The sequence below is a fragment of the Rhizobium sp. 1399 genome (assembly GCF_031455475.1).
Lineage (GTDB): Bacteria > Pseudomonadota > Alphaproteobacteria > Rhizobiales > Rhizobiaceae > Rhizobium.
Window position 1 is genome coordinate 1 of the sequence record NZ_JAVDSU010000019.1, and the last position, 15,606, is coordinate 15,606.

The window sequence follows — 15,606 nt, forward strand, 5'->3', positions numbered from 1 at the left end:
GGAGATCGACTATCCCTTCCACGACAGGGAGGCGCTCGTCACCAATTGCGGCCGCCTCTGCATCTATCGCAAGAAGATCAACATCTCCACCGTACCGGCCGGACAGAAGCTTGGAATCAAGGAAGTTGATGACGGCATTTGGCTCGTCAGCTTCATGCACTATGATCTGGGATATATCGACCTGGAACAGAGGACTTTGCAAACCATCGACAACCCGTTCGGCACGAGGTTGTCACCCATGTGTTAGGTACGTTCTGTTACCTATGTCTTCGGTATGGACAAAAAAGGACGTGGCGGAGAGGGTGGGATTTGAACCCACGATACCCTTGCAGGTATGCCGCATTTCGAGTGCGGTGCATTCGACCACTCTGCCACCTCTCCGCGGTCTCGGTCGGCGCTTGTTCGGCGCGGGCGTTCTCATAACGAGCAAATGACAGACTGGCAAGCCGAAATCTCAAGCTTTTCCATCCTTTTGCCTTGACACCTTTTTGTCACTCGCGTATCCCGCTTTCGCAATAGGAGTGGAGTAATCCGCCCCTTGCCCGCCTCGCGCTTGCGCGGGGTTTCACCGGCAGACCAGAGTTCCGGGCTAGTCCCCTGAAATCCCTGCTTAACTTCGACTGATAAGAAGACAGCCACCTGCGTATTGCGGGGAGAGCTGGATCGAACATGAAAGGATAAAATAATGTTCGCAGTCATCAAGACCGGCGGTAAGCAGTACCGTGTGGCAGCCAACGACGTGCTGACCATCGAGAAGCTTGAAGCCACCGCTGGCGACTCCATTGAATTCACCGAAGTCCTCGTGATCGGCGAAGGCGCCGACGCAGCGATCGGTGCGCCCTTCGTAGCCGGCGCCTCCGTCAAGGCGGAAGTCGTCGACCAGACCCGCGGCAAGAAGGTTATCGCCTTCAAGAAGCGCCGTCGTCAGAATTCGAAGCGTTCGCGCGGCCATCGCCAGCATCACACGGTTGTCCGTATCACGGACATCGTGGCTGCCAAGTAAGATCAACGGGTTTCAGGTTTAAAGGAGAACTCCAATGGCACATAAAAAAGCTGGCGGTTCCTCGCGTAACGGTCGCGATTCCGATTCCAAGCGCCTCGGCGTGAAGAAGTTCGGCGGCGAGAACGTCGTAGCCGGCAACATCATCGTTCGCCAGCGCGGTACGCAGTGGCATCCGGGCGCCAATGTCGGCCTCGGCAAGGATCATACTATTTTTGCGCTTACGGCTGGCAATGTGGACTACCGAACGAAGGCCAATGGTCGCGTGTACGTGTCTGTAATGCCGAAAGCGGAAGCAGCGGAATAAGCCGGTAGCGCTCAAAAACAGCCGGCGTCTCATCGACCCGGCTGACCGTACCAGGTTCAGTCCAGAAAACAGGGGAGATGGGGCGCCATCTCCCCTTTTTCTTTGTCCAAACAGGAGGACTGAACATGCAAGGCGAATTGATAAGGGTCGACCAATCACGGTCAACCCGGGAAGACCAGCGGTCTTCCACGGAACGGCTGAGGCCGGAGCGGTTAAGGACCGATTGCCCTGTCTTGTTATCGGAAAGGCTCGTCATGCGCGCGCCCCACGAAGAAGACATTGACGCCCTTGCCCATCTCGCCAACAACGCCAAAGTCGCCACCATGGTATCGCGTATGCCGCACCCCTATACCGCCAATGATGCCGCCGACTTTGTTTGGCGTACGCGAAATGGCGAGATTGGCAAGTGCGTCTATGCCATCACCAAGGCCGAGAATGGCGCCTTCATGGGTTGCTGCGGAATAGAGCCGCATACCGACGAGAAGACCGTCGAGATCGGCTACTGGCTGGGCGAACCCTATTGGAACCAGGGTTATATGACCGAGGCCTGCCATGCCCTCGTCGACATGGTGTTCAGGACGCGGCAGCAGGTCGAGCAGATCGATGCCCGCTGCCGGGTTATGAACGTCGCTTCGCGCCGCGTCATCCAGAAGTGCGGCTTCCAGTTCCAGGGATCCGGCCTTGCCGCATCGCTGGCACTCGGCAGCAACGTGCCGGTCGAATGGTACCGGCTCGACCGCAAGACCTGGATGTCGCTCAGAAGCTGGGGTGCAATCTCATGAACGCCGCACCCCTACAAAGACCCGGGACCAAGCCCATGATGCCCGGCCCCGCGCCGCTCATATCAACGGCTAGGCTGACGCTTCGTCCCCATAGGCTGAGTGACGCTTCGGCGATTGCGGAATCACTTTCCGATTTCGCAGTCACCCGCATGCTGGCCCGCGTTCCCGCCCCTTACGACCGGCAGGATGCGCTGGACTGGCTGATTCCGGTCATATCGGGCGTCATGCCGGATTGGGCGCTGGCAATAACAGGCAATGACGACGTCCACATCGGCAATGTGTCGATAGAACTTCGTCACGGCCGCTGGCACCTCGGTTACTGGCTGAACCGCTACTACTGGCAGCGCGGCTATATGAGCGAGGCGGCGGAAGCCGTGCTGGAGCGTTTCTCGCAGCGCATGCCTGACGTTCCGGTTCATTCGGGCGTCTTTGCCGACAATCCTGCATCGCTCCGGCTGCAGGAGAAGCTCGGTTTCCGGATGACCGGCTGCAGCGAAATCTACTCTTTCGCCCGCAACACCATGGTCGCCCATATCGAAACCGTGCTGCAGCCAGGCGGTCTGCAGCAGAAAAAGGTCGCCTGACATCGGAAGGACGCCGCTCTGATGCATGTCGCGCAAAAGTGTGCAGCGGTTTTGCGATAACGACATGCGCGAAACAAAGACATTAAAGCGAGGTGAGCGATCTGAAAGATCGCGGCACGCTTTAAGGGCGGCGTCCTTTCAATCGCCGATTTCGACCCGCAGGGGAAAATGATCGGAACCCAGGGAATTCGTATCAATGACAGCGGATTTCAACCGGTCCTTAAGGCCGCAACTGACGAAACAGTAATCGATATGCATGCGCTTGCCGTGATCTTCCGGATCCATCCAGCTGTAGCTGCCAGGCCCATACGCGCCAAGCGCTGCAAAGGCATCGATCGGCGTGCCGATCCGCGCCGTGCGGCCGTAAAACCCGTCAAAAGCGCCGGCGAAGGTACAGTATTCCGGCGATTCCGGCTCCATATTGAAATCGCCCATAATAACGTAATCCTCCGGCAGCGGCGGCTCGGGAAGCCCGAATTCGCAGGCTCCGGTCAGCGACGCACCCTCCTGAGTGAACGCATTGATGCGGTCGCCGAGATGGTGGAGCTGCGCAATGCGCTCGTCGATGGAAACGTGGTCGAGATGGACGGAATAGACGCGGACAGCACCATCAGGGATGGCAATAACGGCTTCCGTCGCGCCGCGCTGCAAATTGATCTTGTCGACCGTGCGGCTGCGCGGCAGAAGCAGCGTTCGCGTCGACAGGATGGGCCAGCGCGACAGAACCATATTGCCGAACTGGAAACGGGTGCCGCGCGGCGGGGAAACCTGGCCTTCCGGCGCCTCGACATGTATGTCGCAGGCCGGTCCATAGACCCAGAAATGGTCGGGAAACAAGGCCGCAATGATATCAGGCATGTCGGCATAATCGTTCCGAACGAAACCTCTCGTCACCTCCTGCAGGGCGATGACATCAGCGCCTTCGAGACTTTGGGCGATGCGTTCCAGATCGTATCTGCCATCGAGACCGAAGCCGTACTGTATGTTATAGCTCGCAAAAATCACGATATTCTTTGACCTCCGCCTGAACCGCCTATATCGAATGGGCCAAGAGGGGTCGCCCAAACGCACCGAGTACTGGAAGTAAAATGAAATTTCTCGATGAAGCAAAGGTCTATATCCGGTCGGGTGATGGCGGCGCAGGCAGCGTTTCCTTCCGTCGTGAGAAGTTCATCGAGTTCGGCGGGCCGGATGGCGGCGACGGCGGGCGCGGCGGCGACGTCTGGGTAGAGGCCGTCAATGGCCTCAACACACTGATCGATTTTCGCTACCAGCAGCACTTCAAGGCCAAGGTCGGCATGCACGGCATGGGCAAGAATCGCACCGGCGCCAATGGCGACGACGTGACGCTCAAGGTTCCCGTCGGCACACAGATATTCGAAGAGGATCAGGAAAGCCTCATCTGCGACCTTACCGAGGAGGGCCAGCGCTTCTGCCTCGCAAAAGGTGGCAATGGCGGCTTCGGCAACGCCCACTTCAAGTCTTCGGTCAATCAGGCGCCGGACTGGGCCAATCCCGGCCTGGAGGGCGAAGAAAAGACCATCTGGCTGCATCTGAAGCTGATTGCCGATGCCGGCCTCGTCGGCCTGCCGAATGCCGGCAAGTCCACCTTCCTCGCTTCCGTGACACGCGCCCGGCCGAAGATCGCCAATTACCCCTTCACGACGCTGCACCCCAACCTCGGTGTCGCGACCATCGACGAGCGGGAATTCATCCTTGCCGATATTCCCGGCCTTATCGAAGGCGCGCATGAGGGCGTGGGCATCGGCGACCGCTTCCTCGGCCATGTCGAGCGCACACGCGTGCTGCTGCATCTCGTCTCTGCCCAGGAGGAAAAGGTCGGCAAGGCCTATAAGACGGTGAAGCACGAGCTCGAAGCCTATGGCAACGACCTGGTCGACAAGCCGGAAATTGTCGCACTCTCGCAGATCGACGTACTCGACGATGCGACCCTGAAGAAGAAGGCCAAGGAACTCGCCAAGGCCTGCGGCAAGACACCCTTCCTGATTTCCGCCGTCACCGGCAAGGGAATGACGGAAGTGCTGCGCGCGCTGCGCGACATCATCGTCGAAGCCAATACCGTAGAGAAGCCGGCCAAGACGCCAAAACTGCGCCATCGCGACATGATCCTCACCGACGAGGACGAGAGCGATGAGTAGCCGCAAGCCGCTGGATCGCTATCGCCGCGTCGTCATCAAGATCGGCTCGGCGCTCTTGGTCGATCGCAAGACCGGCCTGAAGAAATCATGGCTCGATGCCATGTGCGCCGATATCGCTGTGCTGAAGTCCAAAGGCGTCGATGTGCTCGTGGTCTCCTCCGGTGCCATCGCTCTTGGCCGCTCGGTGCTCGATCTTCCCTCCGGCGCCCTGAAGCTGGAGGAAAGCCAGGCGGCAGCGGCCGTCGGCCAGATCGCGTTGGCCCGGGCTTGGTCCGAAAGCCTCTCACACGATGAGATCGTCGCTGGCCAGATCCTGCTGACCTTGGGCGATACCGAAGAGCGGCGCCGTTACCTTAACGCCCGCGCCACCATCAATCAGCTTCTGAAGATCGGCGCCGTGCCGATCATCAACGAGAACGACACGGTCGCAACCAGCGAAATCCGTTATGGCGACAATGATCGCCTCGCTGCCCGCGTCGCCACTATGACCGGCGCCGACCTGCTGATCCTTCTCTCCGATATAGACGGTCTCTACACCGCCCCGCCGCATCTCGATCCGGATGCGCAATTCCTGGAAAGCATTGCGGAAATCACCCCCGAGATCGAAGCCATGGCCGGTGGTGCGGCCTCCGAACTTTCGCGCGGCGGCATGCGCACCAAGATCGATGCCGGCAAGATTGCGACGACCTCCGGCTGCGCCATGATCATCGCGTCGGGCAAGACGGAAAGCCCGCTTTCGGCAATCGAAAACGGTGCGCGCTCCTCCTGGTTTGCGCCTTCGGGCACGCCTGTCACCGCCCGCAAGACCTGGATCGCCGGACAGCTTCAGCCGGCCGGCATGCTGCATCTCGACGAAGGCGCGGTAACGGCACTCGGCGCTGGCAAGAGCCTGCTGCCCGCTGGCGTGCGCAGCATCTCCGGCAATTTCGCCCGAGGCGATACGGTTGCGATCATCGCCCCCTCCGGCCGCGAGATCGCCCGTGGACTGGTCAGCTACGACGCAGAGGAAGCCCGCCAGATCGCCGGCCGCAAATCGGCAGACATCGAGGCGATCCTCGGTTATCCCGGCCGCGCCGCCATGGTCCATCGCGACGATATGGTCATGACGGCGCAGATCGGTTCGAAATCGGAAAGGCAGAAGAAGGACGCAAGCTATGCTTGATACAGTTGCGCAGAGCCCTGACATTGACGTGCTGATGAACGACATCGGCCGCAAGGCCAAGGTCGCCGCGCGACCATTGGGCTTTGCTCCGACCGACGCCAAGAATAAGGCTTTGCACGCCATGGCAGATGCCATTCTGGCGAACAAGACCCATATCCTGTCGGAAAATGCCAAGGATTTGAAGGATGTGGAGGGAACGGACATGCTCGCCTCCTTCATCGATCGCTTGACGCTGAACGAGAAGCGCGTCACGGAAATGGCCGAGGGCATCCGCGCGATTGCCGCTCTTCCCGATCCTGTCGGCGAAGTCATCGCCGCCTGGGATCGCCCGAATGGCCTGAAGATCGAACGCGTCCGGACGCCACTCGGCGTCATCGGTGTCATCTTCGAAAGCCGGCCGAACGTCACGGCCGATGCCGGTGCGCTCTGCCTGAAGGCCGGCAATGCGGTGATCCTGCGCTGCGGTTCGGATTCGCGCCGTTCCTCGGCTGCGATCCATGCCTGCATGGTCGAGGGCCTGAAGGCAGCCGGCTTGCCGGAGCATGCGATCCAGCTTGTGCCCGTGACCGATCGCGCCGCTGTCGGCGCCATGCTACGCGGGCTTGATGGTTCAATCGATGTTATTGTGCCCCGCGGCGGCAAGAGCCTCGTTGCTCGCGTTCAGAGCGAGGCACGCGTACCGGTTTTCGCCCATCTCGAAGGCCTCTGCCATATCTATGTCGACGCCTCCGCCGATCTCGAAATGGCCAAGAACATCATCGTCAACGCCAAGATGCGCCGCACCGGCGTCTGCGGCGCAGCCGAGACCCTGCTGATCGACGGCGCCGCCATCGGCACGCATCTGACGCCGCTGATCGAGGTCCTAGTTGAAGCCGGCTGCGAGGTTCGCGGTTCGGCCACGGTTCTCAAAGTCGTGCCGGGCCTGAAGCCTGCCACCGAAGAGGACTGGTCGACCGAATATCTGGATGCCGTCATTTCCGTTGCCGTCGTTGACGGCATTTCCGGCGCGATCGACCATATCCAGAAATATTCGTCGAACCATACCGAAGCCGTGCTTGCCGAAAACCCCGAGGTCGTCGAACGCTTCTTTACGGAGATCGACTCAGCCATCCTGCTGCATAACGCCTCGACCCAGTTTGCCGATGGCGGCGAATTCGGCATGGGTGCGGAGATCGGCATCGCCACCGGCAAGATGCATGCGCGTGGCCCAGTCGGCGTCGAGCAGCTCACCTCCTTCAAATACCGCGTTCGCGGTCATGGACAGACGCGGCCCTGACGTGACCACAGAGCATATAGACCGGCGCTATCTCCGCATGCCGCATAGCGAACGCGGCATGATCGTCGGTCTGTTCGGCGGCTCATTCAATCCGCCGCATGAGGGTCATGCCTTGGTTGCCGAAATCGCCATCCGGCGTCTGGGACTGGATCAGCTCTGGTGGATGGTGACACCGGGCAATCCGTTGAAAAGCCGCAATTATCTGGCACCACTTTCGGAGCGTATAGCGCGCAGCGAAAGCATTGCCACCGACCCGCATATCAAGGTCACAGCCTTTGAACAGGCATTTGGCGTGAGCTATACGGCCAATACGCTTGCCCGCGTGAAGGCACGCAATCCGCATGTGAATTTCATCTGGATCATGGGCGCCGACAGCCTGGAAAATTTCCATCGCTGGCAGAAATGGCAGAATATCGCGCGAACCTTCCCGATAGCGGTCATCGACCGGCCGGGCTCGACGCTCTCTTACCTTTCTTCGAAAATGGCCAAGACCTTTGCCTTTGCCCGCATCGACGAAGATGACGCCCGTGTTCTCTGGAAGAAGCCGGCGCCCGCCTGGACCTTCATTCACGGTCCGCGCTCGACTTTGAGCTCGACAGCCATCCGCAACGGCGATCAGCACAAGGCCGCGGAATAAATCGGATTGTTTGAAAATTCCCGAAAATGAAAAGCCCGACGCGGGAGGAGGTGCGTCGGGCTTAAAACTTGATCGACAACTGGGAGGAGGAGTGTTGTCGATCCTATCGGACAGCTATGGGAGGAGGAGAAGCCGTCGGATGATTGTGTTTTAGCACATTTGTTCAGAAGGTGAATATAGGCTAGTGCATTGCAGCAATGCACGAAATGCAAACCTCCGTGGAACTGAATCGAATTCCCTGCCAGTTTTATCAGCAAAAACAGGTTGATCCAAACTGGCTTGCCAGATCCCTTGCCATTTACCAAGCAGAAGCGCCACATTTTTGCCTCACTAACTCTCGGCTTGACGGGAGCCATGCGCCTCACGAATGCGTGAAGAGACGGCGCGGGCAAATCACGTCTCCGCCGTCGTTATGTTTTATGAAATACAACTCTAGCCAAAGCTCACACGCCGTTATATTCGTCTAAATATTTCGAGCCTGGGGAGAATAAATTATGCAGAGCCGCCGCCACTGGATGAAACTGGCAACCGCCGCGATCTCGGCCGTCTGGCTTGGCGCAGCAGCGCTTTCGACGCCTGTCGCAGCCGCCGAAAAGGTAACTGTCTTCGCCGCCGCAAGCCTCAAGGATGGGCTTGATGCGGCCAACGCCGCCTGGGCCACGGAAAGCGGCAAGGAAGCCGTTACTTCCTACGCGGCAAGCGGCGCGCTGGCAAAGCAGATCGAAAATGCGGCCCCGGCTGACGTCTTCATTTCTGCCGACCTGAACTGGATGGACTATGTCGCCGATAAAAAGCTGATCAAAGCGGACACACGCTCCAACCTGCTCGGCAACCGCCTTGTTCTGGTCGCTGAAAACGGTAAGCAGAAGCCGGTTGAAATCAAGGCAGGCTTCGATCTCGCCAGTCTCATCGGCGACGGCAAGCTCGCCATGGGCGAGCCGAAATCGGTTCCGGCCGGCAAATATGGCCAAACCGCACTCGACAAACTCGGCGTCTGGAAGTCGGTGGAAACGAAGGTTGCCTATTCGGAAAGCGTGCGCGCCGCCCTCGCCCTCGTTTCCCGTGGCGAAGCGCCCTACGGCATCGTCTACCAGACGGATGCCGCCGCCGATAAGGGCGTTGCAATTGTCGGCACCTTCCCGACAGATTCTCACCCGCCGATCATCTATCCGATCGCCCTGCTTGCCGAGAGCAAGAACCCGGATGCTGCTGCCTATCTCGACTTCCTGAAGTCGGACAAGGCTGCCCCTTTCTTCACTGCGCAGGGTTTCACCATCCTGAAATAATTGCGTAATTGGCGCCCAAAGCTTAGCGTGAAGGCTCGCTTCGGCGGGCCTTCACTGTTTCGGAGAAGATGACGCTTGGATATGTTCGGCTTGAGCGATGAGGAATGGACGGCGATCCTGCTGACCCTGCGCATTTCCTTCGTCGCCATGGTGGCAAGCCTGCCGCTCGGCATCCTCGTCGCCTTGCTGCTTGCCCGCGGCCGCTTCTGGGGTAAGTCCATCCTGAACGGCATCGTCCATCTGCCGCTGATCCTGCCACCTGTCGTTACCGGCTTCATTCTCCTCATCCTTTTCGGCCGCCGCGGCCCGATCGGCAGCCTGCTGGATCAATATCTGGGTATCGTGCTCTCCTTCCGCTGGACCGGTGCAGCGCTTGCCTGTGGCGTCATGGGTTTTCCACTGATGGTGCGCAGCATCCGTCTCTCCATCGAGGCCGTCGACCGCAAGCTCGAGGAAGCCGCCGGGACGCTTGGCGCGAGCCCGGCATTGGTCTTCCTGACCGTCACGCTGCCGCTGATCATTCCCGGCATCATTACCGGCATGATCCTCTGCTTTGCCAAGGCGATGGGCGAGTTCGGGGCCACCATCACCTTCGTCTCCAATATCCCGGGCGAAACGCAGACCCTGTCGACCGCCATCTATACCTTTACCCAGGTGCCGGGTGGTGACGCTGTCGCCATGCGGCTCACCCTCATTTCCATCGCCATTTCGATGCTGGCCCTACTGGCTTCGGAATTCCTCGCCTATCTCGCCGGCCGGAGGATCGATCCGGAATGACGCTCATCGTCGAAGCAAGACATCGCCTCGGCGCCTTCAGGCTCGATGCCGCCTTCACCTCCGAACGCGGCGTGACGGCGCTCTTCGGCCGTTCCGGCTCCGGCAAGACCTCCGTGATCCGCATCATTGCTGGCCTCACCCGACCGACCGAAGGCCGGATCCTGCTCGACGGCGAGGCGCTGACGGATACGGCAAAGGACATCTTCATTCCCCGGCACCGCCGCCGCTTCGGCTACGTCTTCCAGGAAGCGCGGCTTTTTCCGCATTTGAGCGTCCGGACAAATCTCGCCTACGGCCGCTGGTTCACGCCGAGATCCGCACGCATTGAAAATTTCGATCGTGTCGTCGACCTGCTCGGCATCGGCCAGTTGCTCGCCCGCAGCCCTTCAAAGCTGTCGGGGGGCGAAAAGCAGCGTGTCGCGATCGGTCGCGCACTGCTTTCTTCGCCGCGCCTGCTCCTGATGGACGAGCCATTGGCCGCATTGGACGAAGCCCGCAAGGCCGAGATCCTGCCCTATCTTGAGCGTCTGCGTGACGAGATGGATATTCCGATCGTCTACGTCAGCCATTCAATCTCCGAAGTCGCGCGCTTGGCAAATCAGGTCGTGGTCATGCGCGACGGCAAAGTGGAAGCCACAGGCCCCGCAGCAGAAATCCTCAGCCGTTCGTCGCTGCTCCCGGAAGACCGAAAGGAAGCCGGTGCAGTGCTGGAAGGCACAGTCGAAAGTATCGATTTGGCCCATCGGATTTCGACAGTGCTGCTGAAGGCGGGCAGGCTCTATGTTCCGGGTGCTGCGCCCGCCATAGGCAAGCCTGTGCGCATCCACATCCCCGCCCGAGACGTGATGCTGGCAACACGGAAGCCGGAAGGGTTGAGCGCCCTCAACATTCTGGAAGGAACCGTCACGCAGATTTCGCCGACGGAGGATGGAACCGTCGAGATCCGCCTCGATTGCACCGGCAACGCCGTTCTCTCGCGCATCACCGCGCTGTCCTGCGAGCGTCTGGGATTACGCCCGGGCATGCCGGCTTTCGCCGTTATCAAGACCGTGGCGCTGGAAGCCTGATCAGCGCCGCTCGTCCGACTGCAGATTACGGTTGTTTTCCAGCCAGGCGAGATCATCGGCAAGGCTGGTGCGCACCGTCTTTTCCATGTCGCGAAAGCGCGCCAGCAATTGCTCCCCGAATGGCGTCAGTGCCGCGCCGCCGCCCTTCTGGCCGCCGCGCTGCGATTCCACCACCTGCGCCTTGAACATGCGGTTCATCTCGGCGACCAGCATCCAGGCACGGCGATAGGACATGTCCATGGCGCGGCCGGCGGCCGAGATCGAACCTGTCTCGCGGATATGCTCGAGCAGCTCCATCTTGCCGTGGCCGAGGCGATCGTCATCGGGAAAGGTGATTCGCAGGACAGGTGCGAGCGGATTTTTGGCGGTTTCGGTCATGTCGGTCGGTATTTGCGGAAATCACCGGCACTTTACGCCCGACCGCAGACGCTGTACACCGCACCTCCATCTCGACCGAGGGTCGAAATCTCGATTTCGTGACGCCAAATGCGGCTTTCGGCCGTTCGCGCGCTGCGCCGCGTCTTGAAACATTAATGGTTTGATGCCTATCTTAACCATGATCCGGTTCTGCTGGATCCGTGTTGTGCATGGTTTGTCATTCCAGGAAAGGGAAAGCACTGACAACAGTACACGCCAAGGGAAAAACGCTTGCCGTTATCCCGAAGGGTGCGGAACGTGGCGCCGATGCCGCCGCCCGTGCTCTGGAAGCCGTCCTCGTCAGCCTCGAGGACTCCAAAGCTGAAGATATCGTCACCATCAACATTGCCGGAAAATCGGCGCTGGGAGACTACATGGTTGTCGTCTCCGGCCGCTCGAACAGGCATGTCATGGCGATCGCCGATCATCTTCTGACTGATCTCAAGGACGAGGGCTTCGGTACTGCCCGCGTCGAAGGTCAGGAAGGCGGTGACTGGATCCTGATCGATACCGGTGACATCATTGTGCATGTGTTCCGTCCCGAAATTCGTGAGTTCTACAACATCGAAAAGATGTGGGCGGCTCCGGATATGGACGAGGAAACGCGGCACTGACAGGCAGCCTGGCATTCGCCCGGCGCCTGAGACGTGGTAGCTGACCGGGCCGGCTTTCGATAGCTGGCCGGTAAGTCCACATTGCGCTGCGGAAGCGCGGCATAGCAGGAGCGGATGAATGCGGATTGGTCTTTTTGCGGTGGGACGGCTGAAGCCCGGCCCCGAAAAGGATCTTGCGGCCCGTTATTTCGACCGTTTTGCAAAGGCCGGTCCTGCGATCGGCCTGGAATTTTCTCGTATCGCCGAAGTAGCCGAAAGCCGCGCCTCCAATGCGGACACCCGCAAGCGCGAGGAAGCGGCCATGCTGCTGAAATCGCTCCCCGAAGGCAGCATCCTCGTTCTCCTCGACGAACGCGGCAAGGCGCTGGACAGCGAAGCTTTCGCCAATCTTCTCGGCGGCTACCGCGATCAAGGCAAACGCGACCTGACGATCGCAATCGGCGGTGCCGATGGCCTCGACCCTTCCCTCTACGACCGCGCCAACATGATCCTTTGCCTTGGCAAGATGACCTGGCCTCATCAGATCGTCCGCACGCTCATTGCCGAACAGCTTTATCGGGCCGTGACCATCCTGTCCGGCCACCCTTATCATCGCGTCTGATGCAGACCAAAACACTCACGCAGCCGTGTTTTGCCTCAGGGCCTCTTCTCATTCAAACTTTCTGGTCAACAGCCCCAAATCAGCTTAGGTTCCGGGCGATTTGAACGAGTAAACCCCGACACGCATGACGAGAGCTGCCCCCAAGCGATCCCGCCTGTTTCTGCCGGCCGTTGCCGCAGGGCTCGGTGCGGCCGTCATTGCCATTTCGGGAAACCCCTTTGCCGTGCAGGCGCAGGATGCGCCGCCACCGCCCGCAGCAGCCGAACCGGCCGCCTCGGTCACATCAGCCGAACAGCCGCCGCCTGATCCTGCCGCCGAACTTGCGAAGAAGCGCGACGAGACAAGGGCCGAGCTAAACAAGCTGTCGAAGACGATCAGTCTCTCCTCGGACAAGGCGAGCGAGCTTCAGAGCAGCATCGACAATCTGGAAAAGAGCACGGCAAGCATTCGACAGGCACTGATCGATTCCGCCGCCCGCCGGAAATCCCTGGAAGGCGAGATTCTCGACAGCGAGAAGAAACTCGCCGAGCTCAGCGTCAAGGAAGATGGCATCCGCCGCTCGCTGCATGAGCGCCGCGGCCTCCTGGCCGAGGTTCTCGCCGCCTTGCAGCGCATGGGCCGCAACCCGCCGCCCGCCCTTCTCGTGACACCCGATGATGCGCTTGCCTCGGTCCGCAGCGCGATTCTGCTCGGCGCCGTGGTTCCCGGCATCCGCAAGGAGACTGAAAAACTGGCGGCCGATCTCGCCGATCTCGCGGCTTTGCAGACGGCAAACGCCAAGGAGAAGGAAGGCCTGAGCACCACTATGGCAAACAGCCTGGAGGAGGAGCGGCGCATGGATCTGCTGCTTGCCGAAAACGACAAGCTGAGCCGCTCCAATGCCGCCGAACTGGAAGCCGAAAAGCAGCGGTCTCAGGAGCTGGCAAGCAAGGCAACGACGCTCGAAAGCCTCGTCGCTTCGATGGAAACGGAAATCGCCTCCGTGCGCGATGCCGCCGCCGCCGCCAGGCAGGCAGAAGAGAACCGCAAGCTCCTGACGGACGAGCAGCGCGCCCAGGCGAAGGCCCTGGCCGACAGCGGAGTGCCCGATAAAAACCGCATTGCGCCCGCATATCCCTTCGGAGAATTGAAGGCGAAACTGGAGCTGCCTGTGGCAGGCGATATTCTGCGCCAGTTCGGCGATGCCGACGGCACCGGACACGAGGCCATGGGAATGACGGTCGCGACCAATGCGGAAACGGTGGTGACCGCGCCTGCTGACGGGCTGGTGGTTTTCGCCGGCGCCTTCCGCAGCTATGGCCAGATGATTATCCTCGACGCTGGCGGCGGATATCACCTGGTTCTCTCAGGCATGGATACGATCAACACCCGTCAGGGAAAATTCGTTTTCTCCGGCGAGCCCCTGGCCGTGATGGGTGCGAAAAGAGTGGCAAGCGCAACCGCATTGGCGCTGGAAACAGATCGGCCAACGCTTTACATTGAGTTTCGAAAGGACGGTAAACCGGTCGATTCCCGACCGTGGTGGACCGCCAAAGACACTGGAAAGGCACGCAATGATTCGTAGGGCTTCTCTTGTTCTGGTCGGCGCACTGATGGGCGCGACCGCGATGAGCGTCATTTACTCCGCAGGCGTGCCTGCAGAGGCGGCGGGAGCATCGACCTATAAGGAGCTTTCGGTATTCGGTGACGTCTTCGAACGCGTGCGTGCACAATACGTAACGCCGCCGGCCGAGGACAAGCTGATCGAAAGCGCCATCAATGGCATGCTTTCCTCGCTCGACCCGCATTCCAGCTACATGAATGCGAAGGACGCCGAAGACATGCGCACCCAGACCAAGGGTGAGTTCGGCGGCCTCGGTATCGAAGTCACCATGGAAGACGAACTCGTCAAGGTCATCACCCCGATCGACGATACTCCGGCTGCCAAGGCTGGCGTTCTGGCCGGCGACTATATTTCGGAAATCGATGGCCAGTCTGTTCGCGGCTTGAAGCTCGAAGACGCCGTCGAAAAGATGCGTGGCGCCGTCAACACGCCGATCAAGCTGACGCTCATCCGCAAGGGCGCCGACAAGCCGATCGAACTTACGATCGTACGTGACGTCGTTGCCGTTCAGGCGGTCAAGTCGCGCGTCGAGGACGATGTCGGCTATCTGCGCGTCATCTCCTTCACCGAGAAGACCTATCCGGACCTCGAAAAGGCGATCCAGAAGATCAAGGCGACCATTCCGGCCGACAAGCTCAAGGGCTTCGTCCTTGACCTGCGTCTCAACCCCGGCGGTCTGCTCGATCAGGCGATCAATGTTTCCGACGCCTTCCTCCAGCGCGGCGAAGTGGTTTCGACCCGTGGCCGCAATCCGGATGAAACCCGCCGCTTCAATGCTGGCCCGGGCGATCTGACGGATGGCAAGCCGCTGATCGTCCTCATCAACGGCGGCTCGGCTTCCGCGTCGGAAATCGTTGCCGGCGCCCTGCAGGATCTGCGCCGTGCCACGGTTCTCGGCACGCGTTCCTTCGGCAAGGGTTCGGTCCAGACCATCATTCCGCTTGGCGAAAACGGCGCGCTGCGCCTGACGACAGCGCTCTACTACACACCGTCGGGCCGCTCGATCCAGGGCACCGGCATTACGCCTGACATCAAGGTGGAAGAGCCCCTTCCGGCCGATCTGCAAGGCAAGATGGTGACCGAGGGCGAATCTGCCCTGCGCGGCCACATCAAGGGCCAGAGCGAGACCGACGAAGGTTCGGGATCGGTTGCCTACGTCCCGCCGGATCCGAAGGATGACGTCCAGCTCAACTACGCGCTCGATCTGCTGCGCGGCAAGAAGACTGACCCGTCCTTCCCGCCGGACCCTGAAAAGGCTGTCGTCGCCAAGTAATCCATCGATCTCAAGGCCGGGCAGCCCGCCCGGCCTTGAGACTTTCTGCTGTTTCCCGGTT

At 60.2% G+C, this 15,606-nt stretch carries 17 protein-coding genes, 1 tRNA gene and 1 pseudogene; 16 read left to right on the forward strand and 3 right to left on the reverse strand.

Features of this window, described 5'->3' with window-relative positions; all coding sequences use genetic code 11:
• A pseudogene (locus tag J2X71_RS34795) lies at positions 1-247 on the forward strand (IS481 family transposase); the annotation flags it as partial.
• 44 nt (positions 248-291) lie between these two features.
• On the opposite strand, the gene J2X71_RS34800 reads toward J2X71_RS34795, so the two are convergent.
• Positions 292-381: transfer RNA gene (locus J2X71_RS34800), tRNA-Ser, on the reverse strand.
• Positions 382-685: 304 nt separating this feature from the next.
• Here J2X71_RS34800 and rplU point away from each other — a divergent pair.
• The 4 genes from rplU to J2X71_RS34820 all read left to right on the forward strand — a co-directional run bounded on the left by rplU (position 686) and on the right by J2X71_RS34820 (position 2,673).
• Positions 686-1,003, forward strand: coding sequence for a 50S ribosomal protein L21 (rplU, locus tag J2X71_RS34805; protein ID WP_088677425.1), 318 nt, complete (start codon positions 686-688; stop codon positions 1,001-1,003).
• A gap of 34 nt (positions 1,004-1,037) precedes the next feature.
• On the forward strand, positions 1,038-1,307 hold the full coding sequence (gene rpmA / locus J2X71_RS34810; RefSeq protein ID WP_007824841.1) for a 50S ribosomal protein L27: 270 nt from the start codon (positions 1,038-1,040) through the stop codon (positions 1,305-1,307).
• Positions 1,308-1,432: 125 nt separating this feature from the next.
• The gene (locus tag J2X71_RS34815; protein ID WP_310389685.1) at positions 1,433-2,089 is read left to right on the forward strand and encodes a GNAT family protein; all 657 of its coding nucleotides are present in this window, start codon (positions 1,433-1,435) and stop codon (positions 2,087-2,089) included.
• Positions 2,086-2,673: a GNAT family N-acetyltransferase gene (locus J2X71_RS34820; protein WP_310389687.1), complete on the forward strand. Its 588-nt coding sequence runs from the start codon at positions 2,086-2,088 to the stop codon at positions 2,671-2,673. The genes J2X71_RS34815 and J2X71_RS34820 overlap by 4 nt, the downstream gene beginning before the upstream one ends.
• A 138-nt stretch (positions 2,674-2,811) precedes the next feature.
• On the opposite strand, the gene J2X71_RS34825 is transcribed toward J2X71_RS34820, so the two are convergent.
• Positions 2,812-3,678 (reverse strand): endonuclease/exonuclease/phosphatase family protein, encoded by an 867-nt coding sequence (locus J2X71_RS34825; RefSeq protein ID WP_310389689.1) that lies wholly within the window; start codon positions 3,676-3,678, stop codon positions 2,812-2,814.
• 83 nt (positions 3,679-3,761) lie between these two features.
• Here J2X71_RS34825 and obgE point away from each other — a divergent pair, with 83 nt between their 5' ends.
• The 7 genes from obgE (at position 3,762) to modC (ending at position 11,037) form a co-directional block, all read left to right on the forward strand.
• A complete protein-coding gene (obgE, locus tag J2X71_RS34830) occupies positions 3,762-4,832 on the forward strand; it encodes a GTPase ObgE (RefSeq protein ID WP_310389691.1) in 1,071 nt (356 codons plus the stop codon).
• The gene (proB, locus tag J2X71_RS34835) at positions 4,825-5,994 is read left to right on the forward strand and encodes a glutamate 5-kinase (protein ID WP_310389693.1); all 1,170 of its coding nucleotides are present in this window, start codon (positions 4,825-4,827) and stop codon (positions 5,992-5,994) included. The genes obgE and proB overlap by 8 nt, the downstream gene beginning before the upstream one ends.
• Positions 5,987-7,270 carry a glutamate-5-semialdehyde dehydrogenase gene (locus tag J2X71_RS34840; RefSeq protein ID WP_310389694.1) on the forward strand — a complete coding sequence of 428 codons (1,284 nt, stop codon included), beginning with the start codon at positions 5,987-5,989 and terminating at the stop codon, positions 7,268-7,270. The genes proB and J2X71_RS34840 overlap by 8 nt, the downstream gene beginning before the upstream one ends.
• Positions 7,271-7,307: 37 nt before the next feature.
• Complete coding sequence (locus tag J2X71_RS34845) at positions 7,308-7,907, forward strand: nicotinate-nucleotide adenylyltransferase (protein WP_405049788.1); 600 nt, start codon at positions 7,308-7,310, stop codon at positions 7,905-7,907.
• A 494-nt stretch (positions 7,908-8,401) separates the two neighbouring features.
• Positions 8,402-9,193 carry a molybdate ABC transporter substrate-binding protein gene (gene modA, locus J2X71_RS34850; protein ID WP_310389697.1) on the forward strand — a complete coding sequence of 264 codons (792 nt, stop codon included), beginning with the start codon at positions 8,402-8,404 and terminating at the stop codon, positions 9,191-9,193.
• A gap of 75 nt (positions 9,194-9,268) precedes the next feature.
• Positions 9,269-9,970 (forward strand): molybdate ABC transporter permease subunit, encoded by a 702-nt coding sequence (gene modB, locus J2X71_RS34855; RefSeq protein ID WP_310389699.1) that lies wholly within the window; start codon positions 9,269-9,271, stop codon positions 9,968-9,970.
• Entirely contained in the window at positions 9,967-11,037 is a 1,071-nt protein-coding gene (modC, locus tag J2X71_RS34860; protein WP_310389701.1) for a molybdenum ABC transporter ATP-binding protein, read from the forward strand. The genes modB and modC overlap by 4 nt, the downstream gene beginning before the upstream one ends.
• Here modC and J2X71_RS34865 read toward each other — a convergent pair whose 3' ends face one another.
• Positions 11,038-11,415: a winged helix-turn-helix domain-containing protein gene (locus J2X71_RS34865; RefSeq protein ID WP_310389703.1), complete on the reverse strand. Its 378-nt coding sequence runs from the start codon at positions 11,413-11,415 to the stop codon at positions 11,038-11,040.
• 209 nt (positions 11,416-11,624) lie between these two features.
• Between J2X71_RS34865 and rsfS the strand changes: the two genes are divergently transcribed.
• The 4 genes from rsfS (at position 11,625) to J2X71_RS34885 (ending at position 15,545) form a co-directional block, all read left to right on the forward strand.
• Positions 11,625-12,068, forward strand: coding sequence for a ribosome silencing factor (gene rsfS / locus J2X71_RS34870; RefSeq protein WP_007824813.1), 444 nt, complete (start codon positions 11,625-11,627; stop codon positions 12,066-12,068).
• A 118-nt stretch (positions 12,069-12,186) separates the two neighbouring features.
• Entirely contained in the window at positions 12,187-12,669 is a 483-nt protein-coding gene (rlmH, locus tag J2X71_RS34875) for a 23S rRNA (pseudouridine(1915)-N(3))-methyltransferase RlmH (RefSeq protein WP_310389706.1), read from the forward strand.
• Positions 12,670-12,823: 154 nt separating this feature from the next.
• Entirely contained in the window at positions 12,824-14,233 is a 1,410-nt protein-coding gene (locus J2X71_RS34880) for a murein hydrolase activator EnvC (RefSeq protein ID WP_310389886.1), read from the forward strand.
• A complete protein-coding gene (locus J2X71_RS34885; protein ID WP_113183655.1) occupies positions 14,223-15,545 on the forward strand; it encodes a S41 family peptidase in 1,323 nt (440 codons plus the stop codon). The genes J2X71_RS34880 and J2X71_RS34885 overlap by 11 nt, the downstream gene beginning before the upstream one ends.
• The last annotated feature ends 61 nt before the right edge of the window (positions 15,546-15,606 follow it).

Excerpts from the sequence above, each read along its gene's own strand:
- rplU (WP_088677425.1), top strand. The coding sequence starts at position 686 with ATGTTCGCAGTCATCAAGACCGGCGGTAAGCAGTACCGTGTGGCAGCC.
- rpmA (WP_007824841.1), top strand. The coding sequence starts at position 1,038 with ATGGCACATAAAAAAGCTGGCGGTTCCTCGCGTAACGGTCGCGATTCC.
- J2X71_RS34815 (WP_310389685.1), top strand. The coding sequence starts at position 1,433 with ATGCAAGGCGAATTGATAAGGGTCGACCAATCACGGTCAACCCGGGAA.
- J2X71_RS34820 (WP_310389687.1), top strand. The coding sequence starts at position 2,086 with ATGAACGCCGCACCCCTACAAAGACCCGGGACCAAGCCCATGATGCCC.
- obgE (WP_310389691.1), top strand. The coding sequence starts at position 3,762 with ATGAAATTTCTCGATGAAGCAAAGGTCTATATCCGGTCGGGTGATGGC.
- proB (WP_310389693.1), top strand. The coding sequence starts at position 4,825 with ATGAGTAGCCGCAAGCCGCTGGATCGCTATCGCCGCGTCGTCATCAAG.
- J2X71_RS34840 (WP_310389694.1), top strand. The coding sequence starts at position 5,987 with ATGCTTGATACAGTTGCGCAGAGCCCTGACATTGACGTGCTGATGAAC.
- J2X71_RS34845 (WP_405049788.1), top strand. The coding sequence starts at position 7,308 with ATGCCGCATAGCGAACGCGGCATGATCGTCGGTCTGTTCGGCGGCTCA.
- modA (WP_310389697.1), top strand. The coding sequence starts at position 8,402 with ATGCAGAGCCGCCGCCACTGGATGAAACTGGCAACCGCCGCGATCTCG.
- modC (WP_310389701.1), top strand. The coding sequence starts at position 9,967 with ATGACGCTCATCGTCGAAGCAAGACATCGCCTCGGCGCCTTCAGGCTC.
- J2X71_RS34865 (WP_310389703.1), bottom strand. The coding sequence starts at position 11,415 with ATGACCGAAACCGCCAAAAATCCGCTCGCACCTGTCCTGCGAATCACC.
- rsfS (WP_007824813.1), top strand. The coding sequence starts at position 11,625 with ATGGTTTGTCATTCCAGGAAAGGGAAAGCACTGACAACAGTACACGCC.
- rlmH (WP_310389706.1), top strand. The coding sequence starts at position 12,187 with ATGCGGATTGGTCTTTTTGCGGTGGGACGGCTGAAGCCCGGCCCCGAA.
- J2X71_RS34885 (WP_113183655.1), top strand. The coding sequence starts at position 14,223 with ATGATTCGTAGGGCTTCTCTTGTTCTGGTCGGCGCACTGATGGGCGCG.